This window comes from Paenibacillus sp. S-12, assembly GCF_030363895.1.
In the GTDB taxonomy this organism is placed as follows: Bacteria; Bacillota; Bacilli; order Paenibacillales; family Paenibacillaceae; genus Paenibacillus_B; species Paenibacillus_B alvei.
The window spans coordinates 23,342-41,262 of sequence record NZ_JASIUF010000027.1 but is presented as its reverse complement, the minus strand read 5'-3'; the positions used below and the strand labels follow the sequence as shown (position 1 = coordinate 41,262).

Genomic DNA, 17,921 nt, shown 5'->3' with positions numbered 1-17,921 from the left:
GGATTGTGTACATTCCCCGTTCCTTTATTTCCTCCATAATGCAGTCCTATCATGATGTATATGTATGTATTTCTACGTATTATACTGCACGATTCCACAGAATAATAGTTATTTTTATACATGAGTCTATAATTATTTTGAATTCACTACACAGAAGCATGTTTGAATATACAACCCTTACCTAACAGGCTGTAAGGAAGTTATGTTCCATGTTTTCTTCGCAAAAAATTTTGCAATAAAGCATGTTGACATCATTAAACTACAGTTGTAGTATGTTAATTAACTACGGATGTAGTTTTTTCTGAACAAACATTAGAGAGGCGTGACAATGTGAAGGCAGCATCAAAGGTAGCAATCACAGCACTAGGCAGTATTTTATTACTGGGTTCTTCGGTAAACCTCGCGGCGGAGGCGGCATCCTCCCATCTGACCAAACAAACTGCAGCAAAGGAAACTACCAGCAAGGCTTCAAATACCGAAGAAAAAAAGTTCGTTGAAAGTGAGAGAAAAAGAGTAAGAGAACTGCCCAAGGAACCGGGTGATCTTTACATCATGTATTACAAATACAAGAACCTGAACAACGGACTGGAATTTGAACCTTTTGGCAAGAAATTTGCATTCTCAACCTATGAGGATTACGTTAAAAAGGCTTCCACTTTGAACGGTCCCATCTTGCAGCAACCTTCCAACTTGCCGGAGGGATATACGTTTTCTAAAGCGGTCATTGAAAATCCAAGGGCGAATGTTAAAAGTGAAATCGAGAAAAAATTCTTTGATGAGCTGAGAGCCGAAGGTAAAAAGAGCGGTAAACCCGTTTACACGAAAAGGCTTGATTGGAAAGAGCCGGGAGGCATCCGTCTTGAGTATACGAATGGCAAAGACACACTAATCTTCAATCAGTATACGGCCGACGAGGAATTTTCCAAGCTGAAAGGTTTCAGTTACGAAACGCCGCCTACTACAGGTCAACCTGTTAACAGATATGTTTTTTGGTATGGTACCGGCAAATACTATTACAGTATTACTACCCATTCGGATATGACAAAAGAGCAGATGACTGAAACATTGAAAGCAGTTGTGAAAAAATAACATTTATAGTCTGATTGAATTGACTTTGGAGGTTTCATGCATGAACCAAATCCCACCCATTACGGATGCAGAGCTGGAAATTATGCGCGTGTTGTGGACGATTCCAGATTGCCCTTCCAGTGAAGTCGTAAAACAAATGACGGATCACATGGGGTGGAGCCCGAATACGACCCGGACGCTTCTCAGTCGGCTGGTGCAGAAGGGAGCGGCAGGTGCCAAGCTTGAAAGGAGAGCAAAGCGTACCCGACTCTTTTTTCCTGTTGTCAGCGAACAGGAATATCTGCAATCCGAAACCAAATCTTTTATAAAAAAACTGTATGGCGGGGCATTAAAGCCGATGCTAGCTAATTTTTTGGAGGATAAAAAGCTAAATGCGCAGGAAATCGAAGATCTGAAGGCTTTATTTGACGAAAACCGCAGCGACGGTGAAGAAAAGAGAGAGCCCTGATGAGTCCTTGCATACATCCAACTTTGTTGTCGGTTTTTGGCTGGGTGATTCGCGGATCATTCATGGCCAGCATTCTGGTCGTACTTGTACTCATCCTGCAATTTCTACTGAAAAACAAGCTTGAAGCCCGGTGGAAATATTTACTTTGGATTCCTGTGGCGATTCGTTTACTGCTCCCTTGGGCACCGGAATCTTCACTTAGCTTGTACAATATTGTATCTTTGGAAGCCATAGTACCCGGTATTCATCAGCAGACTCAAGATCCATCAGCTTGGCGCGAATATTGGATAGATGCTGGGAGAAAAAACGAAGCAGAAGTTCATGGAAAGCGGTCTTTCAACTCGGAGAAAAACAGCCCTATACGGGAGACTATCGTATCGTATCCACCTCATGAATCTGGAACCGTACAAGAGAGCCGCTTGGGGTGGAATAGGATCAAGCAAATGAACTTTGCCGATGTCTTGATGCTCATCTGGCTTGCAGGTGTTCTGCTTCTTGCCGCCAAAACGGTATTCGATCAGCTTCGATTGAAACAAGCTCTGCGAGCAGGGCACCCTATCGAAACACCTTATCTATCGGCATCGTTTCACGAGACGAAGCAGTTGTTCGATGTCAAGCGCAAAGTGCAGTTCGTGGCTTCTGAAAGGATTCCAGGACCTGCCGTGGTCGGTTTTATTAAGCCTGCGATCGTCATTTCTCCAAGTCTGCTCATCACGTTAAAAAAGGATCAACTTCAGTATATTCTGGCGCATGAATTCGCCCATATCCGGCGGCGGGACGTGGCGGTGAACTGGGTTATGTTCATCATCCTGATCCTCCATTGGTTTAATCCATTATTGTGGCTTGCCGTACATAAAGCGAGAGAGGATCAGGAGATGGCCTGTGATGCATGTGTGCTGGATCGGATGAGTCCGCAGCAAAACAATGCATATGGGCAGACGATTATCCATGTGCTAGAGCATTTTTCAGGATACCGTCCTCAACCGGGACTTGCCGGCTTGTCAGCCACGCACAAACAAATGAAAAGGAGACTTACAATGATCAAACAATTTAACAAAAAATCATATCACCTATCCATTCTAGGGTTGGCGACGATTCTCACACTTGGTAGCGTGACGTTGGTTAATGCAAAGGAAAGCAAGGCAGAGAGCGTACCACAAGCGGCTTCCGTACAATCGGAACTGGGTTCAAACACTGCTGTGAATCATGAGCCAGATATTATCTATCCCGCGGGGGTTATCGATCGCGAGGATCGAGAGCTTTACAAGAAAGAAATGGAGAAGGCTATAAAAAAAGCGGAAGATGCAGCCAAAGCTATACCTGCGGATGAAAGAGAGTTTATCGCAAGTGAGAGAAAGAGAGTGAGAGAACTGCCCAAGGAACCGGGTGATCTTTACATCATGTATTTCAAATACAAGAACCTGAACAACGGACTGGAATTTGAACCTTTTGGCAAGAAACTGGAATTCTCAACCTATGAGGATTACGTTAAAAAGGCTTCTACTTTGAACGGCTCCATCTTGCAGCAACCTTCCAACTTGCCGGAGGGATATACGTTTTCTAAAGCGGTCATTGAAAATCCAATTGCGAACATAAAAAGCGAAATCGAGAAAAAATTCTTTGATGATCTGAGAGCCGAAGGTAAAAAGAGCGGTAAACCCGTTTACACGAAAAAGCTTGATTGGAAAGAGCCGGGACGCATCCGTCTTGAGTATACGAATGGCAAAGACACGCTAATCTTCAATCAGTATACGGCCGACGAGGAATTTTCCAAGCTGAAAGGTTTCAGTTACGAAACGCCGCCTACTACAGGTCAACCTGTTAACAGATATGTTTTTTGGTATGGTACCGGCAAATACTATTACAGTATTACTACCCATTCGGATATGACAAAAGAGCAAATGACTGATATTTTGAAAGCAGTGGTGAAAAAATAACATTGGACTGACCCCATAGAGTGGAATGAATCAAAACACCTTCAAGAAAATGCTCAATATCGGAAGATATAGAGACAACCTTGGAGGTGTTTTTGCAACAAGAGTGAGCTTATCGCTGAGCTGACCTTTCGAAATTGCAGTCATCACATTCAAAAAAATGAAATAACCAGTCGCCAATTGAATTTCGACGACTGGCTTCATAAATGGTGTTTTGAAATTAGATCATGCCAAATTCACTGCCCACTCTCTTCAGCGCTTCAAGCGCAAAAACCAAGTCCTCCGCTGTATGCTGAGCCGTCACAATCAAGCGAACACGCCCACGTTCCAGTGCGACTGTGGGATATACAATGCCTTGCGCACATATCCCCTCTTCCAATAATCGCTGTGAAAATGCCATTGTACGAGCAGGATCGCCAACGATAATCGGAATAATCGGTGTCTGGCTCTCACCCGTATCGAAGCCTGCCTGCTGCAAAGACGTTCGGAATGAATTCGCATTACTCCACAACCGCTCAGTTAGCTCTGGTTCATTCTGAAGAACATCAATCGCAGCAAGGCAAGTTGCGGCGACTGATGGCGGCAGAGAGGTGCTGAATAAGAAAGAACGCGCCGTGTGAGTCAAGTAATCCTTCAGCACTTGAGAGCTTGCCACATAGCCTCCAACTGCGCCGATTGCCTTCGATAAGGTTCCTACCTGAATATGCACGCGCCCGTGCAATCCAAAGTGATCCGTGGAGCCTTTGCCGCATTTGCCAAGCACGCCGCTTGCATGTGCATCATCGACATAGACGAGCGCATCATAACGTTCTGCGAGTTCTACAATGCTAGGCAGCGGAGCTATATCGCCATCCATACTGAATACGCCGTCCGTCACAACAATTCGCTGGCGAAATGAGCCAGATGCCTTCAACGCCTCTTCAAGCTGATTCATATCTTTATGGGCGTATATTTTCTTATTTGTTTTTGTCAGTCGGATGCCATCGATAATACTCGCATGATTCAGCTCATCACTAATAACTACATCATCTGGACCCAGAATTGAAGATAGCACTCCTTGGTTTGTTGTGAATCCGGATTGGAATACAAGCGTTGCTTCTGTACCCTTGAATTCTGCCAAGCGCCGCTCCAGCCTGTCGTGAATGTCGAGTGTTCCTGTAATGGTGCGAACGGAGCCTGCTCCAACCCCATAAGCCTCTATAGCCTCTATAGCGGCTTGCTTGAGCACTGGATGCTTCGTTAATCCCAAATAATTGTTCGAGGACATTTGCAGTACGCGTCGACCATTCTGCAAGGTCATCCAGGAATCCGAGCCTCCCTCCCATATAGAGAGCGGGCGATAGCGACCTTCCTCCTTCAGGCTGTTCAACAGTCCTTCAATCACTTCAAACCCTGCCATTTTGCCAACCTCCTAAATTTGATATTACATACATTGCATTTGCGCCAGCTATATCGCTTGATCCCTGTCATGGGAAAACACAATTTTTCCGCATTTGCCGGAAGCCATCAGTTCGAAAGCCTCTTCATATTGATCAAGCCGAAAATGATGAGTCACGAGCGGCTCTAAATTCAAGCGACCACGATTCAATAGTCCCTTAATTTGATACCAGGTATCGAACATGCGCCGTCCTGTAATGCCTTCAATATGCAGGCCTTTGAAAATGATATCCCGTGCCAGGTCGAATGGCACTTCCTGTGTAGGTATGCCTAGCAGTGATACGCGCGCTGCCTGTGCAGCCGCTTTCAAAGCATCGCGAATCGCTCCAGGATGACCTGACATTTCAAGCACGACCTCGACGCCTTCGCCGCCTGTATGCTGCATCAAGCTCTCGACCATCGGCTCTTCCGCGCTATTAATGACAACATCGGCTCCCATTGCCTTTGCCATTTCCAACCGATACGGATTAATGTCAACGGCAAATACCGTTCCACTGCCGCACGCCTTCGCCACCGCAATCGCCATCATTCCAATCGGACCAACGCCGATAACTGCAACACTCTTACCGACAATGTCCCCGGATAGTGCGGCCTGTACCGCATTGCCAAGCGGATCCTGCAGACAAGCAAGATGCGGAGGCAGGTTTGGATCATTATGGATAACGTTGCTGTCCCGTACGACCGCATATTCTGCAAAGCAGCCCGGGATCGTAATGCCGAAGCTGCGCGTATTCGCGCACACGTGCGCATTGCCTGTTCGACATGCCTTGCACATTCCACAGACCACATGCCCCTCGCCAGACACGTAATCCCCTGGCTTCACATTCGTCACTTCACTGCCGACAGCAGTGACGATTCCCGCAAATTCATGTCCAAATACATTAGGTGTAACGACCGTACGGGCCGCCCAATCATCCCACTTATAAATATGGACGTCTGTCCCGCATATCGATGAAGCTTTTACTCGAACAAGCACATCATGGGGTCCATAAGTAGGTATAGGCACCTCTTTTAGAATTGCCCCAGGCTTGCGCTCTGCCTTTACTAATCCGATCATCGTTTGGGTCATAAACCGATTGCCCCTTCCTCGATTTTTTTTTACAATAGAAGCAGCAAATATTTCTAACTTTTTCCTGTATAATATATTATACGAATGTGCGTTATATTGTATATGGTGATTTGTATGATTTTGGAATGGATCGTATAGACAACCAGAGAGGAGTATCCAATGCAAGAACCGATACATAAGAAAATCGGCAAGAATCTGCAAGAAATACGGAAATCACGCGGCTTAAGCCTTGATCAAGTGTCCGAGATGAGCGGAGTCAGCAAGGGGATGCTGGGGCAAATCGAGCGCGGAGAATCGAACCCAACCATTTCCGTACTATGGAAAATTGTGAATGGCCTTCGTATCTCATTTGCCACCCTAATGGAGGAATCCACGCCAAATGTTACTGTTGTCCACATGGAAGAGACAACTCCCCTGGTAGAGGAAGAAGGCGCGTATCGGGCATATCCGATTTTCCCGTTCGAGCAGGACAAAGGATTTGAAGTGTACAGTGTCGTCATTGAACCTGGCAGCAGCTATACCTCAGAACCGCATTACGAGGGGGTTGAGGAATTTATCTGTGTCATGAACGGGCAGCTTCAAGTCAGCATTGGCGGCGCAACCTATACCCTTGAGCCGAACATGGCGCTTCGTTTCACCGCGAATGAGAACCACACGTATACGAACAACACCAATGTTGCCATCCGCTATATTACACTGCTCCATTATCCAACTGTGGGCAAATCATGAGAGACCAAGCCCGCGTTTGGTCTCTCGCCACCTGCTGATGTCTTCTGGGCAGGGACAATGAATGCGGCTGGCAAGCGTGTCATACTCTGTTTTTATGCGGGTGAATCATCATCTGTTGCTCCCCTTTCACGATTATCCCCTTCGCTCAGGTGTCTTCCTATAAAAAAAGAACCTCCCCGATATGGGAAGATTCATCATTCATTCATTGTTTTGAGGTGGGTTTCTATTCGGTCTGCATTAGATTTAGCCGGTTTATTGTCGGTGATGGTCGGTTGATGGTCGGTTTATTGGCATCCGCATCTTTTCTTTTCTCTTGCACAGTCTCGAAGCACACCGTTGCAACCGTCAATAAACTGCTGCTGAACCGCCTGATCAGTTGGTCTGCCTGCGAAGAACAGGACGTTGCAAGCGGACACAAATTGGCTGATAGCTTCACGCGACTGTCCCGCGTCAACACGTTCCGTTATGGTAACCTCGCGATGTTCTTGTCCTGTACGATTAGACATTTTTGTCTGGCTGACATATTCCGTCCATGTCATTCCACAAGGCTTCGCGCCATACTTCCGCTCAACTAGCATCCAAGCGATACTCCCCATCTCCTGTACCCGGCTCATGCGAAACTGATTCTGCTGAGCTTGAACAAGCCTCCGCAGCCTGCGCTGTAGTGCATGGCGTCTCGAAATATAGCGTATCGCGAACAGAAGCAATAGAACCCCGGCAGCACCGCTGCATAGAAGCAGCGGCATACGAGTAACTACGTGGTAACTAACCACCATTATGGCCGTCCCCGTACCCTCCCGCTCCACGATCGCCTTCCAATCCGCTGAGAGATGCCGAAGTGCGAGCCATTCATTTGCCAAATAGGTGTTGATACTCTGCATACCGATATTCCACCAACGCGCTATTGTGCTGCTTATGGATCGAACAACGTCCCAACTTCTTCCTGTATCCGCTTCAGGAGGATTGTTCAGCAGAGCAGCTACCTCAGGTGTTATACGGTATTGGGATAGCTTCTGTTCGCTCCCGGATATGGCTTCTCCGGATTCACTTCCCGCTTCGATTTCCGATGCCGCTACAACATCCGGATTGGATGCTGCATCCCCTCCTGGCACTCCAACGGGCGGCGTCGCTTCGAACGGCACCCAGCCTATTGCATCGAAATACACTTCCACCCAAGCGTGCGCATCTACACCCTTTATCGAGTATTGACCTGGCGAGGTAGCCTCTCCCGGCGCAAATCCCTTCACCCAGCGGGTGGGTATCCCTTGTGTGCGAAGCAGTACAGCCATGGCCGTCGAGAAGTGATTGCAATATCCTTGCCGAGCGTCAAAAAGAAAATAATCGACGAAATCTCGCCCTGACGGGGGCACAGCCGTGTTCACCTTAGTATAGGTATATTCCTGCTGTAAAAATTGCTGCACGTTGCGAACCTTGTCATATTGACTGTCCGCCCCTTCAGCAAGCCGCTTTCCAAGCTCGCGCACCCGATCAGGCAAGGTGCTTGGCAACTGCAATCCATCTCTGCCCACCATTTCCGGCCAATTTCCTTCGGCAGATGACCGCAGCAGACTTGCATTGAATCGAAATACTCGCGTATCGTATTGATAAGTTAAGGGAATCGCTTCTGATTGTCCTTCTGCCATGCTTGTATCCGTGCTATATCTCCCAGATGCAGAATCAAAGCGTATAAAAGATTGTGAAGCAGATAACGCTCCCCCCGCACCAGCTTGCGGTGACCAAGAAGTTATTCGTTCGGGAATTCCGCCGAACAACAGTGGATAGGCAGGACGGAACGACTTCCATATGACTGTCTGCTGGAAAGGGGCTGACCAACCTTGGGAGGTGTCCGCATGTTCCGGCTGCAAGGCCCCCGATACATCAAGACGCTCTATTGCTGATTGTGACGCCTCCCAGCCCCGGCCTGTGTAGATCGACTTGCTTTCTCCCCGCCAATACGTTGGCTCAGGGGATATTGCGGTGAACCATTCTGTATCATTGTCTTGAAGCGAGCCCCCGAGCTCCGAATCATCCATACTGTAGCCTGTTATTTTAGCGATCGAGCGGTTATGCTCCGCTAGCTGACCGGTGGCATCACGTTGTGCACGGCTCCCCCCGCCTGCTCGGGCCCTCGATTGTTCGGGAGACAGGGACTGCGTCAACGCTGCAAATGAAGCGAAAGGAGACGGCTTCGGCCAGGGATACACTTGTTTCATTCCTTCTGCCAAGCCCACAACAGCTAGGGACAGGAGCAGAGCGCATACCAGCCATCTGAGCGGCCATTGCCCTATTCGTGAATGTTCTGTATCCGATCCAAGCTGCTCATCCAAGTAGAGCGAAGCGGATAGCAGAAGTCCCCAGCCGACTGTACGTGCGATCGAACCTGTCACATCAAGTCCGAATCCCCATTCAAAGCCAAACAAGTACACGATCGTCGATATCGTAAAAAAGAGAACGGTTCTGCGGCTGAGCATAAGGGATTGAATCGAGGAAGCTAACATCGCCCACCCAATCAGCAGCAGCAAAGTCCGAAACTCCCCGCTTGTATGCAGCCATTTCCCATCCACCCAGCCATTAATGTCAGAACGAAGCGCTGACGCGATTCGCGCCAGTCCTACTAGCAGAGAACGAACAAATCCCTCTCCGGCTAACCAAGAATCGGAAGTATGAGGGAGAACGCGAATCGATCCAAACATCCAAGCCGTTGTCCCGAGAGCAACCATGCCATACAGCAGGGTAGACAGCACCGAGCTGCGAATGATCAGGCCGATAAGCAAATAGATGGCTACCGCAACAAGAAAAGGACGTACATCATTCAAATCAATATTTCGTCCTACCTCCTGCAGCGGATAGAACCATTCTGCGAACAAGGCGTACAGCAGCACCGTGAAGCCAGCTGCCTTCCAGCGCAGCAACCAGGTCCCCCGGGCGCTCACAGCGGCTTCTGAAGTCAGTGAGCGTCCGTTATCCTTGCGCTGACGTCCAGTTATCGGAATATACATGATACTCACCTCGGTTTCCACTATCGTTCATTTGCCCATCAGACATCCGGGCCTCTCTGTTCATCGCCTCGGCGGATGTCACTTCCGTACGTTTCTCGGTACTTCTAACGGATCGAGGAGCACCGATTCCCACCTTCTCCATCTGCCAGTCATCCACATGCAACCATTGATCGACTTGACCTAAACCTGCAAAAGACGTAACAGCCCCCCGCATTTGGGAAAACCGCTGCGCGCTCACAACTGCCAGCCGCCTATGAACCGATGTATCCGAGTGAAGCGAGCTGGGAAGTGTCTCGTCATACAGCCACCGCAGCTCCTCCCGTGTGCCCAACTGTTCAGCCGCCAATGCGATCATGGCATTTCGAGCTCCCTGTACAATCCTACCGTCGCTGATCCATATTAATCGAACAGTACGTCCGGCTTCTGTTTCACGCTGAATAAGGGATGCTGCAACAGCAAGCGTCTCCTCCATCTTCTGTACAAGCTTTCTACACTCGTTTTTCTTTTCACCATCATCCATAGCATTCTTGCTGTTCTCGCCATTCTTGTTCTTGTCATTCGTGTTCAGATTCCATTCCAACCGCCATAAGGAATCATCAATAGCAATATCCCATTGTTCGCGCTGGCCTGATTCAGGAACACGAACCGATAGCGTTCGCCGTTTCGCATACACTCTCCAATCAATCGATCTCAAAGGATCGCCAGCACGGAATGCCCGCAGCTCCGCGCTTCGATAGCCGCTAGCAATTTGTGTGTTGGGAATGCTTCCTGCGATATGGCCTCTCTCTGGCAAAATCATCGGATTGGATGCCTGATCATACAGTCCTTCGCCGCAGTCGTCCGCCTCTTGACCAGTACTTCCCTGACTGGACTGCCACGCCTGCTCGCTTACGAATATATTCGACTGGGTCATCGCTGGCGGCATAATACAGATAGGAGCCGTATCCGCTACCGGGCGAATGATGACGTGATGCTTGAACCAGCCGAACAAATCCCCGTGCTGGAACTCAATACGTTCCAGTTCATACACACCTCGAGGAGCACCGACAAACGACGAGGTGAATGCTAATGTCCGGCGGCGGCGGGGGAACAGTAACCTCCGACACATCCATGTCCCACCCTCGCCTCCGGTTCGCGTCCAAAACTCCGTTACACGCAGCCATAATACGGGAAAAGGCCGATCCAGCTTAAGGGTGACGTGAAAGATCATATCTTCTCCATTTCCCTGCTTGGCGCTTAATGGCTGATGCTCAGCCCGAATGGAGCGCAGTCTCTGCCCTATCCAATAAAAACGAATGCTGCTTATCAGCATGACGGCTAGTATGGCTGCAAGAAAAAATCCCGCAGCGCTTGCGCGTACAACTCCCATCCATACTAACGCAATGCATCCGCCAACTGTAAATAGGTATCGCAGCGCCTGCTTCATCGAAATAATCCTCCGAACCATATTCGATTGTCAGCTTGGCGAGGAGTCGACTCAGCTCCATAAACAGGAGGAATAGACATCCCTCTGGAATCCGAAGCGCGATAGGCAGTTCCTTGCCTTGATCGTCCCGCCTTGGCCGCCGAAGCGTTGGAGCCCCCTCCCCCAGCTCTTCTGCTCACAGAACCAGTGGGGAAGCCAGGAACAGCAGTATGCTGAAGCACCTCAAGCACAATTTCCTCGGCCAGCACGCCACTGCGAACGGCCTGCGGCTGAAGCAGCAGACGGTGAGACATCACATGAACGGCCACCGCTTGTACATCATCCGGCACCGCATAGGTTCTGCCTTCAATCCATGCATGCGCCTGTGAGGCTCGCATTAAGGCGAGCGTTCCTCGTGGACTGACACCAAGCGTTGTTGCTTCATGGACGCGAGTTGCGAGCGCCAGCTCCGCCATATAGCGGCACAGCACCTCATCCACATGTACGGATTGAACACGCCGTACAAGCAAGCGCCATTCCTCTGGAGTCCAAAGCGGCTTCAGGCGCAGCAGCGGTTGCTCATCCTGATGACGCAGCAGCATATCCGCTTCCTGCTCAGCATGCGGATACCCGATAGACAAGCGCATCATGAACCGATCAGCTTCCGCTTCCGGCATGCGATAAGTTCCTTCAAAATGATGCGGATTTTGAGTTCCAATCAACATAAAAGGATCCGGCAGCGGACGTGTTGTGCCGTCCACTGTAACCATGCGCTCCTCCATTGCCTCAAGCAGAGCAGACTGTGTCCGGGCAGGGGCACGGTTCAATTCATCAGCCAGCACAACATTTGCCTGAAGGGCGCCTTCACTATAGCGCAGCTCACCCGTGCTTGGCTCCCATACCATACTGCCTGTAATATCTGCCGGCATCATATCCGGTGTCATCTGAATGCGGCGGAAGGTTCCGCCCGTAATCCGCGCAAGCGCACGTGCAAGCACTGTCTTCCCTACGCCTGGCACATCCTCAAGCAATATATGTCCGCCTGACAGCATCGCGATCCCTGCCATTTTCACGACCTCTCGTTTGCCGATAATGACTTGTTCCATGCGCTCAAGATAAGAAACCCAACCCCGCTGCGCGAACTCCGTCATCCATACATCGTTATCCGCCTGCGGACGCTGCCCGCTTCCTGCAATCCATTCATTCGTCATATGATTCCCTCCCTATCAACCACTATCAACCCTGACTTGCTTATATGATTCTTATTCTTCTGCACATTCATAGACAACAACACGACAAAAAGCCCGGAACGATTCCCGCGTGCAGCTGCACGTCTGTCATCGTCCCGGGCCGTTCTATATATCAGTGTCGCCCAAGCTGCTAGTTTTCAAACCTATCATGTCCGCAATCTCTTACATCATCTTGAATCTTTCATTCTTTCAATTGGATCTGCTTCAAAATGAACCTAATTCTAATGGAGAGCTCTATTCCTGCTTATTTTTATCTGTTAATTCGATCGGGGAAAGCGTATAGCTTGTCAGCTTCACACCGAATGCATCCAGCACTTGCCGCAAAGGAACCCATGAAACATACTTCTGTGTCACGACTTGGAGAGGCTGCACCTTCACTTCCCCATCCTCGCCTGATTGCCCTATCAATTCCAGCTTGCCCGCCCGTACATTTATGCCAACTGTGGTGTTATTCCACTTGATATTTACTCGTTCCCATTCCGTGTTCCATTCTACCGAACCATTTAGGCGCTCTACCAGCATGCGCAATGGAACATAGGTAAGATCCTGATAGCTTATAAATTGATCTGGAGTGAACTCGATCTCCCCTTGATCCGTCGTTATCTTCAGCAGCCTATCCAACTTTACGGGCTCTGCTGGTTTTGGATTCACCTTCGGATCCGTTGTACCGTCTGCTTTCGTATCTGGTTTTGGTTTTGGTTTTGGTTTTGGTTTTGGTTTTGGTTTTGGTTTCGGCTTCTGCTCTGGCTTTGGCTGCTTATCATGATTCGCCGTCTCCATCGGTTTCACATTTGCCTCAATCCATGCAGTGCTTACAGGTGATCTGGACCAGCGTTTTTTGGCAGCTAGCTTGAACTGCACGGGCTTTACATAGGAAGAAAGCACATCGAATGTATATCCCTTTGTTTTATAATAACGAATGATTTCTGGAAGTGCCTTTACAGTCTCCCCATGCCCTATTCCATCATGCATAAGCACAACAGTTGACGGGAGCAATCCCCCGTCCTTCACCCCTTGCACAATTTCCTTGGCAGGAACGCCGCGCCGCTTAGAATCGCCACTGTCTACATGCCAGTCGTATACGAGATACCCCGCTTGATTCATCAAGTCGAAATATTGCTTATCAAAGTTCAAAAAAGTACCGCCAGGCGCACGAACTAATTCGGGCTCAAAACCAACAATTTTCTCAATAATTTGCCCAGTCCGCTTAATCTGACTCCAGAAATTCCGGAAATCGCCATACAGCTCTGAATACTCATGATTGTAGCTATGATTGCCAAGCGCATGGCCTTCCTGCACAATACGCTCCACCAGCTTCGGATTCCATTCTGCCTGCTGTCCCAACACGAAGAATGTCCCCTTCACCTTCTCTTTCTGCAAAATATCGAGTACATCCTTCGTATGTATGCTAGGGCCATCATCGAATGTCAAATACACAACCTTGTCCGGCTTATTGGCAGGCACCTCGGATTTGCCCTTGCTGCTTACTAGAACTTGCGCAGCCGCCGCTTCAACGCCAACTCGCTGACCCGCGAAATGTAACGAATCAGTTGCAGACAATTCAGGAGTTGGGTCACTGGAAGATTCCAATGTATGAGAGCTGGATGATAGATTGCTATCCTGAACATGCCCCGATGAAGCATATGCAACATGTTCCGTTGACGAACGTCCATCAACGGAGGCTAAGCTTCCAACCAGAACAAGCAAGGCGCTCAGCGCCGTAATCATTAACGTTCTTAACTTGCCATTCATCATTATCATCGTCTCCTTCTTCCCTTTCGTAATGCATTCAAGCGTGAACTTGTCCCTGTTTCTATTACCTATTGCTAGATTATATGGCGGAAATAAAAAAAGATGACACCGAATGGCGCCACCTTTTTTCTAGTTTGCGGCTACTACTTGATCATACGATTTCACCAGTCGAATAACAACATTTTCCTATTCAAAAAAAAGGGACATCGATTGAATGTCACCTTTTCCTCATTGCTGCTACTACGAGCATATGTAATTCTTCAACTCAAACTCTCTTAAACGCAATAGCCCACTTACTCTCACAACTCAGCTCATCGATTTAGAACCGATACCATGTCTTTGTTCCAATGTGAACTGGAATACAACCCCAGCAACAGCATCCACAGTACAATCTCACTCCCGTCGGATCCGAGCAGAGGAAGTCCTGCACCACCGTTCATGGGAACGACCCCGATAATTCCCCCGATATACAGCAAGCTCTGAATCCCCATCATCCCGCTCACCAAAAGACCAATTCCTCTAGCAAACGGATCACGAAATAGCAGCGCTGAATTGTACATCGTAACGATAATAACGCCAAGGCAGATTATTAATACCAAGCCTCCTGCCCACCCAAACATATGCACGATCGTCACAGTCAAATTTTCGCTATCTAGGTAAGGAAGAAGTCTGCGAATATTATTAACTCCGTTCCCGAACCATCCTGCTTCGCGAAACAACTGCTGTACCACTTTTTGAGTGTAACCCCCGTCTCTCCAAAAGCTATGAAACCATACTACTAATCTGTGATTGACCATAAAGCGAAGACTCTCTATAAGCCAATAGCAGAGTCCGCCTGCTATGAGTGTCACACCGGCCGCAATTGCCATATTCTTTCCCTTCACTCCTGCCAGCTTGAATACGATTATACCTCCGACAAGATAAGTGGACACTTGCAGCAGATTACAATTTACAAGAAATATAATGATCGGCAGTATAAAAAGAACGATTTTCAGGAAAATTGCACGATGCATGTTCTCTGGTATTCTGCTCCACATCGAATACAAAGAAAAGAGGTATAGATACGGACTCATATAAAAGATATCGATGGGAATGTCACCAAGGATTGGGATTGCCTTTAGTCCAAATTGAGGGTACCCATTTATGGTGTAAACGGGAAAAAACACAGTATACACATTTAAACACAACGTAATGCCATATATCCATGCTGCTTCTTGTTGCAATTTCTGATAACCTACCCAAAATGCAAACAGAAAAGCCACCACCCCCGGTACTAGACGCCATGCATAACCTTCGGCAGATAAGCGATAAAGATCTTGAGGATTTCCAGCTTGCACGGCGAACAAGCCAACTACACAAATAGCAATCCACACCAATACGGAAATCCACAGCTTCCAAGGGGCCTTAGGACGATGCACCTGATTGAACTGCGCTGCTACAACGGAAGGCTCTCCCATGTTGCGCACCGCCTGCTGCGCAGACACTGCTTCATCCATACCATAATCCATCCCTGATTCCGTCTCATTCAGCAAATGATCCAGCAGTTCAGCTCGAATCTCACTGTGCATCTGCTTGGCCTTCACGTGAGCAAGGACGTCGCCCACGAATTGTTCAAGGATCGAGCTGTGCTGCGTATCTCTAGATTTCTGATCACATGGCATCCCTATACCTCCCCAAGCACCTGATCGAGAGAACGACGGAATAAGCGCCATTCCTCCGTCTTCTCCTGCAGAAGCCTACGTCCTTGATCGGTAATCCGGTAATATTTGCGGGCTCTGCCATTTGCCTCATTCCAATAAGCTTCTACCTCGCCTTTGCTCTCGAACGCATGAAGAATCGGATACAAAGTTCCTTCCTTCAGCGCAAACAATCCCGACGACGCAGCTTCCAACCGCTTGGACAGCTCGTAGCCGTACATTTCTTCCTTTTCCAGCATGGACAATATGAGCATCGCCGTACTGCCTTTTAATAGTTCCTTGCTCACCTTCGGCTGCATGATATCGATCATCCCTCCCACATCTATGTAATACCTAGATATACTATATATCGTAAATCTAGGTATTTGGCAAGTATAGGAATATGAGCAATAGCTTTAAGCCGTTCCATCGAATCTCTTATGTTTGCTAAATAATGCTTGCCTTTCCATCATCCCATCTGGTATTATGTTCCTCGCTCTCTTTTTTTATTTCACCCAGCATCACTAGTATGGCACGCCGCAATACGAGAAGATGACGGAGGTGGAGAATGCTCTTTTTTACTTTGGCTCGCAAAAAATATCTCAGTAATTTGCAGTACCGAAGTGCACATATGGTGCACAACATCGCCAGCTTCATGTTCGGATTTATCTACATTTCGATCTGGACAGGAATTGGCGAAGGAAGACCGCTTGGCGAGTACGGCTTGAACGGCATCGTAAGCTACGTCGCCTTCAATCAGGCAAGCTTGTGGGTCGCCGCCTTTCTTACAAATGGACTTGGCATCCAGCAGTCCGTTCGGACTGGGCAGATCGCCCTTGATCTTGTTCGTCCCGTTCATTTGTTCTATCAGCTGATGAGCAAGGAATGGGGGCAAATCGCCTACCAGTTTGTTTACAAGTTTTTACCGATCTACATTTTATATTTCTTCGTAATGCCGCTTCACGTCCCCTCTACGATTATCACTTACGTGTGGACCGCTGTAGCTTTGACGCTGGCCGCGTACATTTCGATATGCCTGAACTATCTGATCGGAGCCGCTGCGCTCTGGACGACAGAATCTGTCTGGCTGTACTGGGTCAATTATGCGTTCAGCATGCTGCTGTCGGGCTTTCTTATCCCGATCGAATGGCTGCCAACTTGGCTTGGCGATATTAGCCGTGCTTCTTTTTATCCGTTTTTGCATTATGTCCCTACCCGGATCTATCTCGGCATGGAATCCCCGTCCGCGCTGTTAGGTTCGCTGGTGTGGTGCATCGTATTCACTGCTGCATGTCTCGCCGTTACCGGGATTATGCGACGCAAGGTGGAGGTGCAGGGCGGATGAAGTGGATTCGTATGTATGTGCTTCTCGTTCGCGCAAGCATTCGCAGTCGTATGCAATACAAGTTTAATTTCTGGTTCTCTACGCTAATGGCGACCGTTATCAGTGTCGTCGAATTTCTTATGCTTGCGGTCATCCTGTTGAAATTTGGCCATATCCAAGGCTGGAGCTTAGCGGAAGCCGGGTATTTGTATGCCATTTTGTCCTTGTCTAAGGCGATGTACCGCATGGTTGCTTCTGACGTACACCATTTGGAGCATTATCTCGTAAATGGAGCACTAGACGGACTTCTGCTGCGCCCTATTCCTGTTCTGCTTGCGCTCATGTCCCAGAATTTCTCCATAAGGCTCGGAGAGTTCGTGCAAGGGACAACCATATTGACCATTAGCATGAGCACTATGATGCAGAACGGACAGATCGGATGGACAGCCGTTCCTTTGACAATCATCGTCATCCTATCAGGTGCCGTACTGTTATTTGCCATTGGGCTGCTCACCGCTTCTGCGGGCTTTTGGGTAACCCGGATCGAGGAATTGCAGAACATTACGGAGGATGCTGCCCGCACAGCAGCGCAGTATCCAATGACCATTTATCCGAAATGGATGCAAGGCGTCCTGCTCAGCATCATTCCGGTCGGGTTCGCGAACTATATTCCTTCGTTGTACATCCTGCGTCAGCAATCTGGAATATGGCTAGTTGGGCTGTCTATCGCAATTACGGCTGCCGTATTTCTGATTGCCCTGCGCGTATGGAAGCTTGGAATTTCCCGCTATCAGAGCACAGGAAGCTAA

General features: G+C 48.5%; 14 protein-coding genes. 6 read left to right on the top strand and 8 right to left on the bottom strand.

The annotated features are described in order from the left end of the window. The first annotated feature begins 330 nt into the window (after positions 1-330). The 3 genes from NO352_RS24850 to NO352_RS24840 are packed head-to-tail and all read left to right on the top strand — an operon-like array spanning position 331 to position 3,474. Positions 331-1,089: a hypothetical protein gene (locus NO352_RS24850; protein WP_289357022.1), complete on the top strand. Its 759-nt coding sequence runs from the start codon at positions 331-333 to the stop codon at positions 1,087-1,089. 40 nt (positions 1,090-1,129) lie between these two features. After that, on the top strand, positions 1,130-1,537 hold the full coding sequence (locus tag NO352_RS24845; protein WP_005543200.1) for a BlaI/MecI/CopY family transcriptional regulator: 408 nt from the start codon (positions 1,130-1,132) through the stop codon (positions 1,535-1,537). Beyond that, on the top strand, positions 1,537-3,474 hold the full coding sequence (locus NO352_RS24840) for a M56 family metallopeptidase (RefSeq protein WP_289357021.1): 1,938 nt from the start codon (positions 1,537-1,539) through the stop codon (positions 3,472-3,474). The genes NO352_RS24845 and NO352_RS24840 overlap by 1 nt, the downstream gene beginning before the upstream one ends. Positions 3,475-3,691: 217 nt before the next feature. Here NO352_RS24840 and NO352_RS24835 read toward each other — a convergent pair whose 3' ends face one another. Both NO352_RS24835 and tdh read right to left on the bottom strand, forming a co-directional pair. After that, complete coding sequence (locus tag NO352_RS24835) at positions 3,692-4,870, bottom strand: glycine C-acetyltransferase (protein WP_289357020.1); 1,179 nt, start codon at positions 4,868-4,870, stop codon at positions 3,692-3,694. A gap of 48 nt (positions 4,871-4,918) precedes the next feature. Further along, positions 4,919-5,977: an L-threonine 3-dehydrogenase gene (gene tdh, locus NO352_RS24830; RefSeq protein WP_289357019.1), complete on the bottom strand. Its 1,059-nt coding sequence runs from the start codon at positions 5,975-5,977 to the stop codon at positions 4,919-4,921. A 159-nt stretch (positions 5,978-6,136) separates the two neighbouring features. Here tdh and NO352_RS24825 point away from each other — a divergent pair, with 159 nt between their 5' ends. After that, positions 6,137-6,706: a helix-turn-helix domain-containing protein gene (locus tag NO352_RS24825; protein ID WP_005543205.1), complete on the top strand. Its 570-nt coding sequence runs from the start codon at positions 6,137-6,139 to the stop codon at positions 6,704-6,706. A gap of 284 nt (positions 6,707-6,990) precedes the next feature. On the opposite strand, the gene NO352_RS24820 is transcribed toward NO352_RS24825, so the two are convergent. The 6 genes from NO352_RS24820 to NO352_RS24795 all read right to left on the bottom strand — a co-directional run bounded on the left by NO352_RS24820 (position 6,991) and on the right by NO352_RS24795 (position 16,108). After that, the gene (locus tag NO352_RS24820) at positions 6,991-9,705 is read right to left on the bottom strand and encodes a transglutaminase-like domain-containing protein (protein ID WP_289357018.1); all 2,715 of its coding nucleotides are present in this window, start codon (positions 9,703-9,705) and stop codon (positions 6,991-6,993) included. Beyond that, positions 9,668-11,131, bottom strand: a complete 1,464-nt coding sequence (locus NO352_RS24815; protein ID WP_289357017.1) for a DUF58 domain-containing protein — start codon at positions 11,129-11,131, stop codon at positions 9,668-9,670. Before NO352_RS24815 ends, NO352_RS24820 begins: the two co-directional genes overlap by 38 nt. Beyond that, positions 11,128-12,321, bottom strand: coding sequence for an AAA family ATPase (locus NO352_RS24810; RefSeq protein ID WP_005543210.1), 1,194 nt, complete (start codon positions 12,319-12,321; stop codon positions 11,128-11,130). The genes NO352_RS24815 and NO352_RS24810 overlap by 4 nt, the downstream gene beginning before the upstream one ends. Before the next feature lie 273 nt (positions 12,322-12,594). Next, entirely contained in the window at positions 12,595-14,115 is a 1,521-nt protein-coding gene (locus NO352_RS24805) for a polysaccharide deacetylase family protein (RefSeq protein WP_289357016.1), read from the bottom strand. A 308-nt stretch (positions 14,116-14,423) separates the two neighbouring features. Continuing rightward, positions 14,424-15,773: an FtsW/RodA/SpoVE family cell cycle protein gene (locus tag NO352_RS24800; RefSeq protein ID WP_289357015.1), complete on the bottom strand. Its 1,350-nt coding sequence runs from the start codon at positions 15,771-15,773 to the stop codon at positions 14,424-14,426. Between the two features lie 2 nt (positions 15,774-15,775). Beyond that, positions 15,776-16,108 carry a PadR family transcriptional regulator gene (locus tag NO352_RS24795; protein ID WP_289357014.1) on the bottom strand — a complete coding sequence of 111 codons (333 nt, stop codon included), beginning with the start codon at positions 16,106-16,108 and terminating at the stop codon, positions 15,776-15,778. Between the two features lie 248 nt (positions 16,109-16,356). Here NO352_RS24795 and NO352_RS24790 point away from each other — a divergent pair, with 248 nt between their 5' ends. Beyond that, positions 16,357-17,133, top strand: a complete 777-nt coding sequence (locus NO352_RS24790) for an ABC transporter permease (protein ID WP_005543218.1) — start codon at positions 16,357-16,359, stop codon at positions 17,131-17,133. Further along, positions 17,130-17,921, top strand: coding sequence for an ABC transporter permease (locus tag NO352_RS24785; RefSeq protein ID WP_005543219.1), 792 nt, complete (start codon positions 17,130-17,132; stop codon positions 17,919-17,921). The genes NO352_RS24790 and NO352_RS24785 overlap by 4 nt, the downstream gene beginning before the upstream one ends.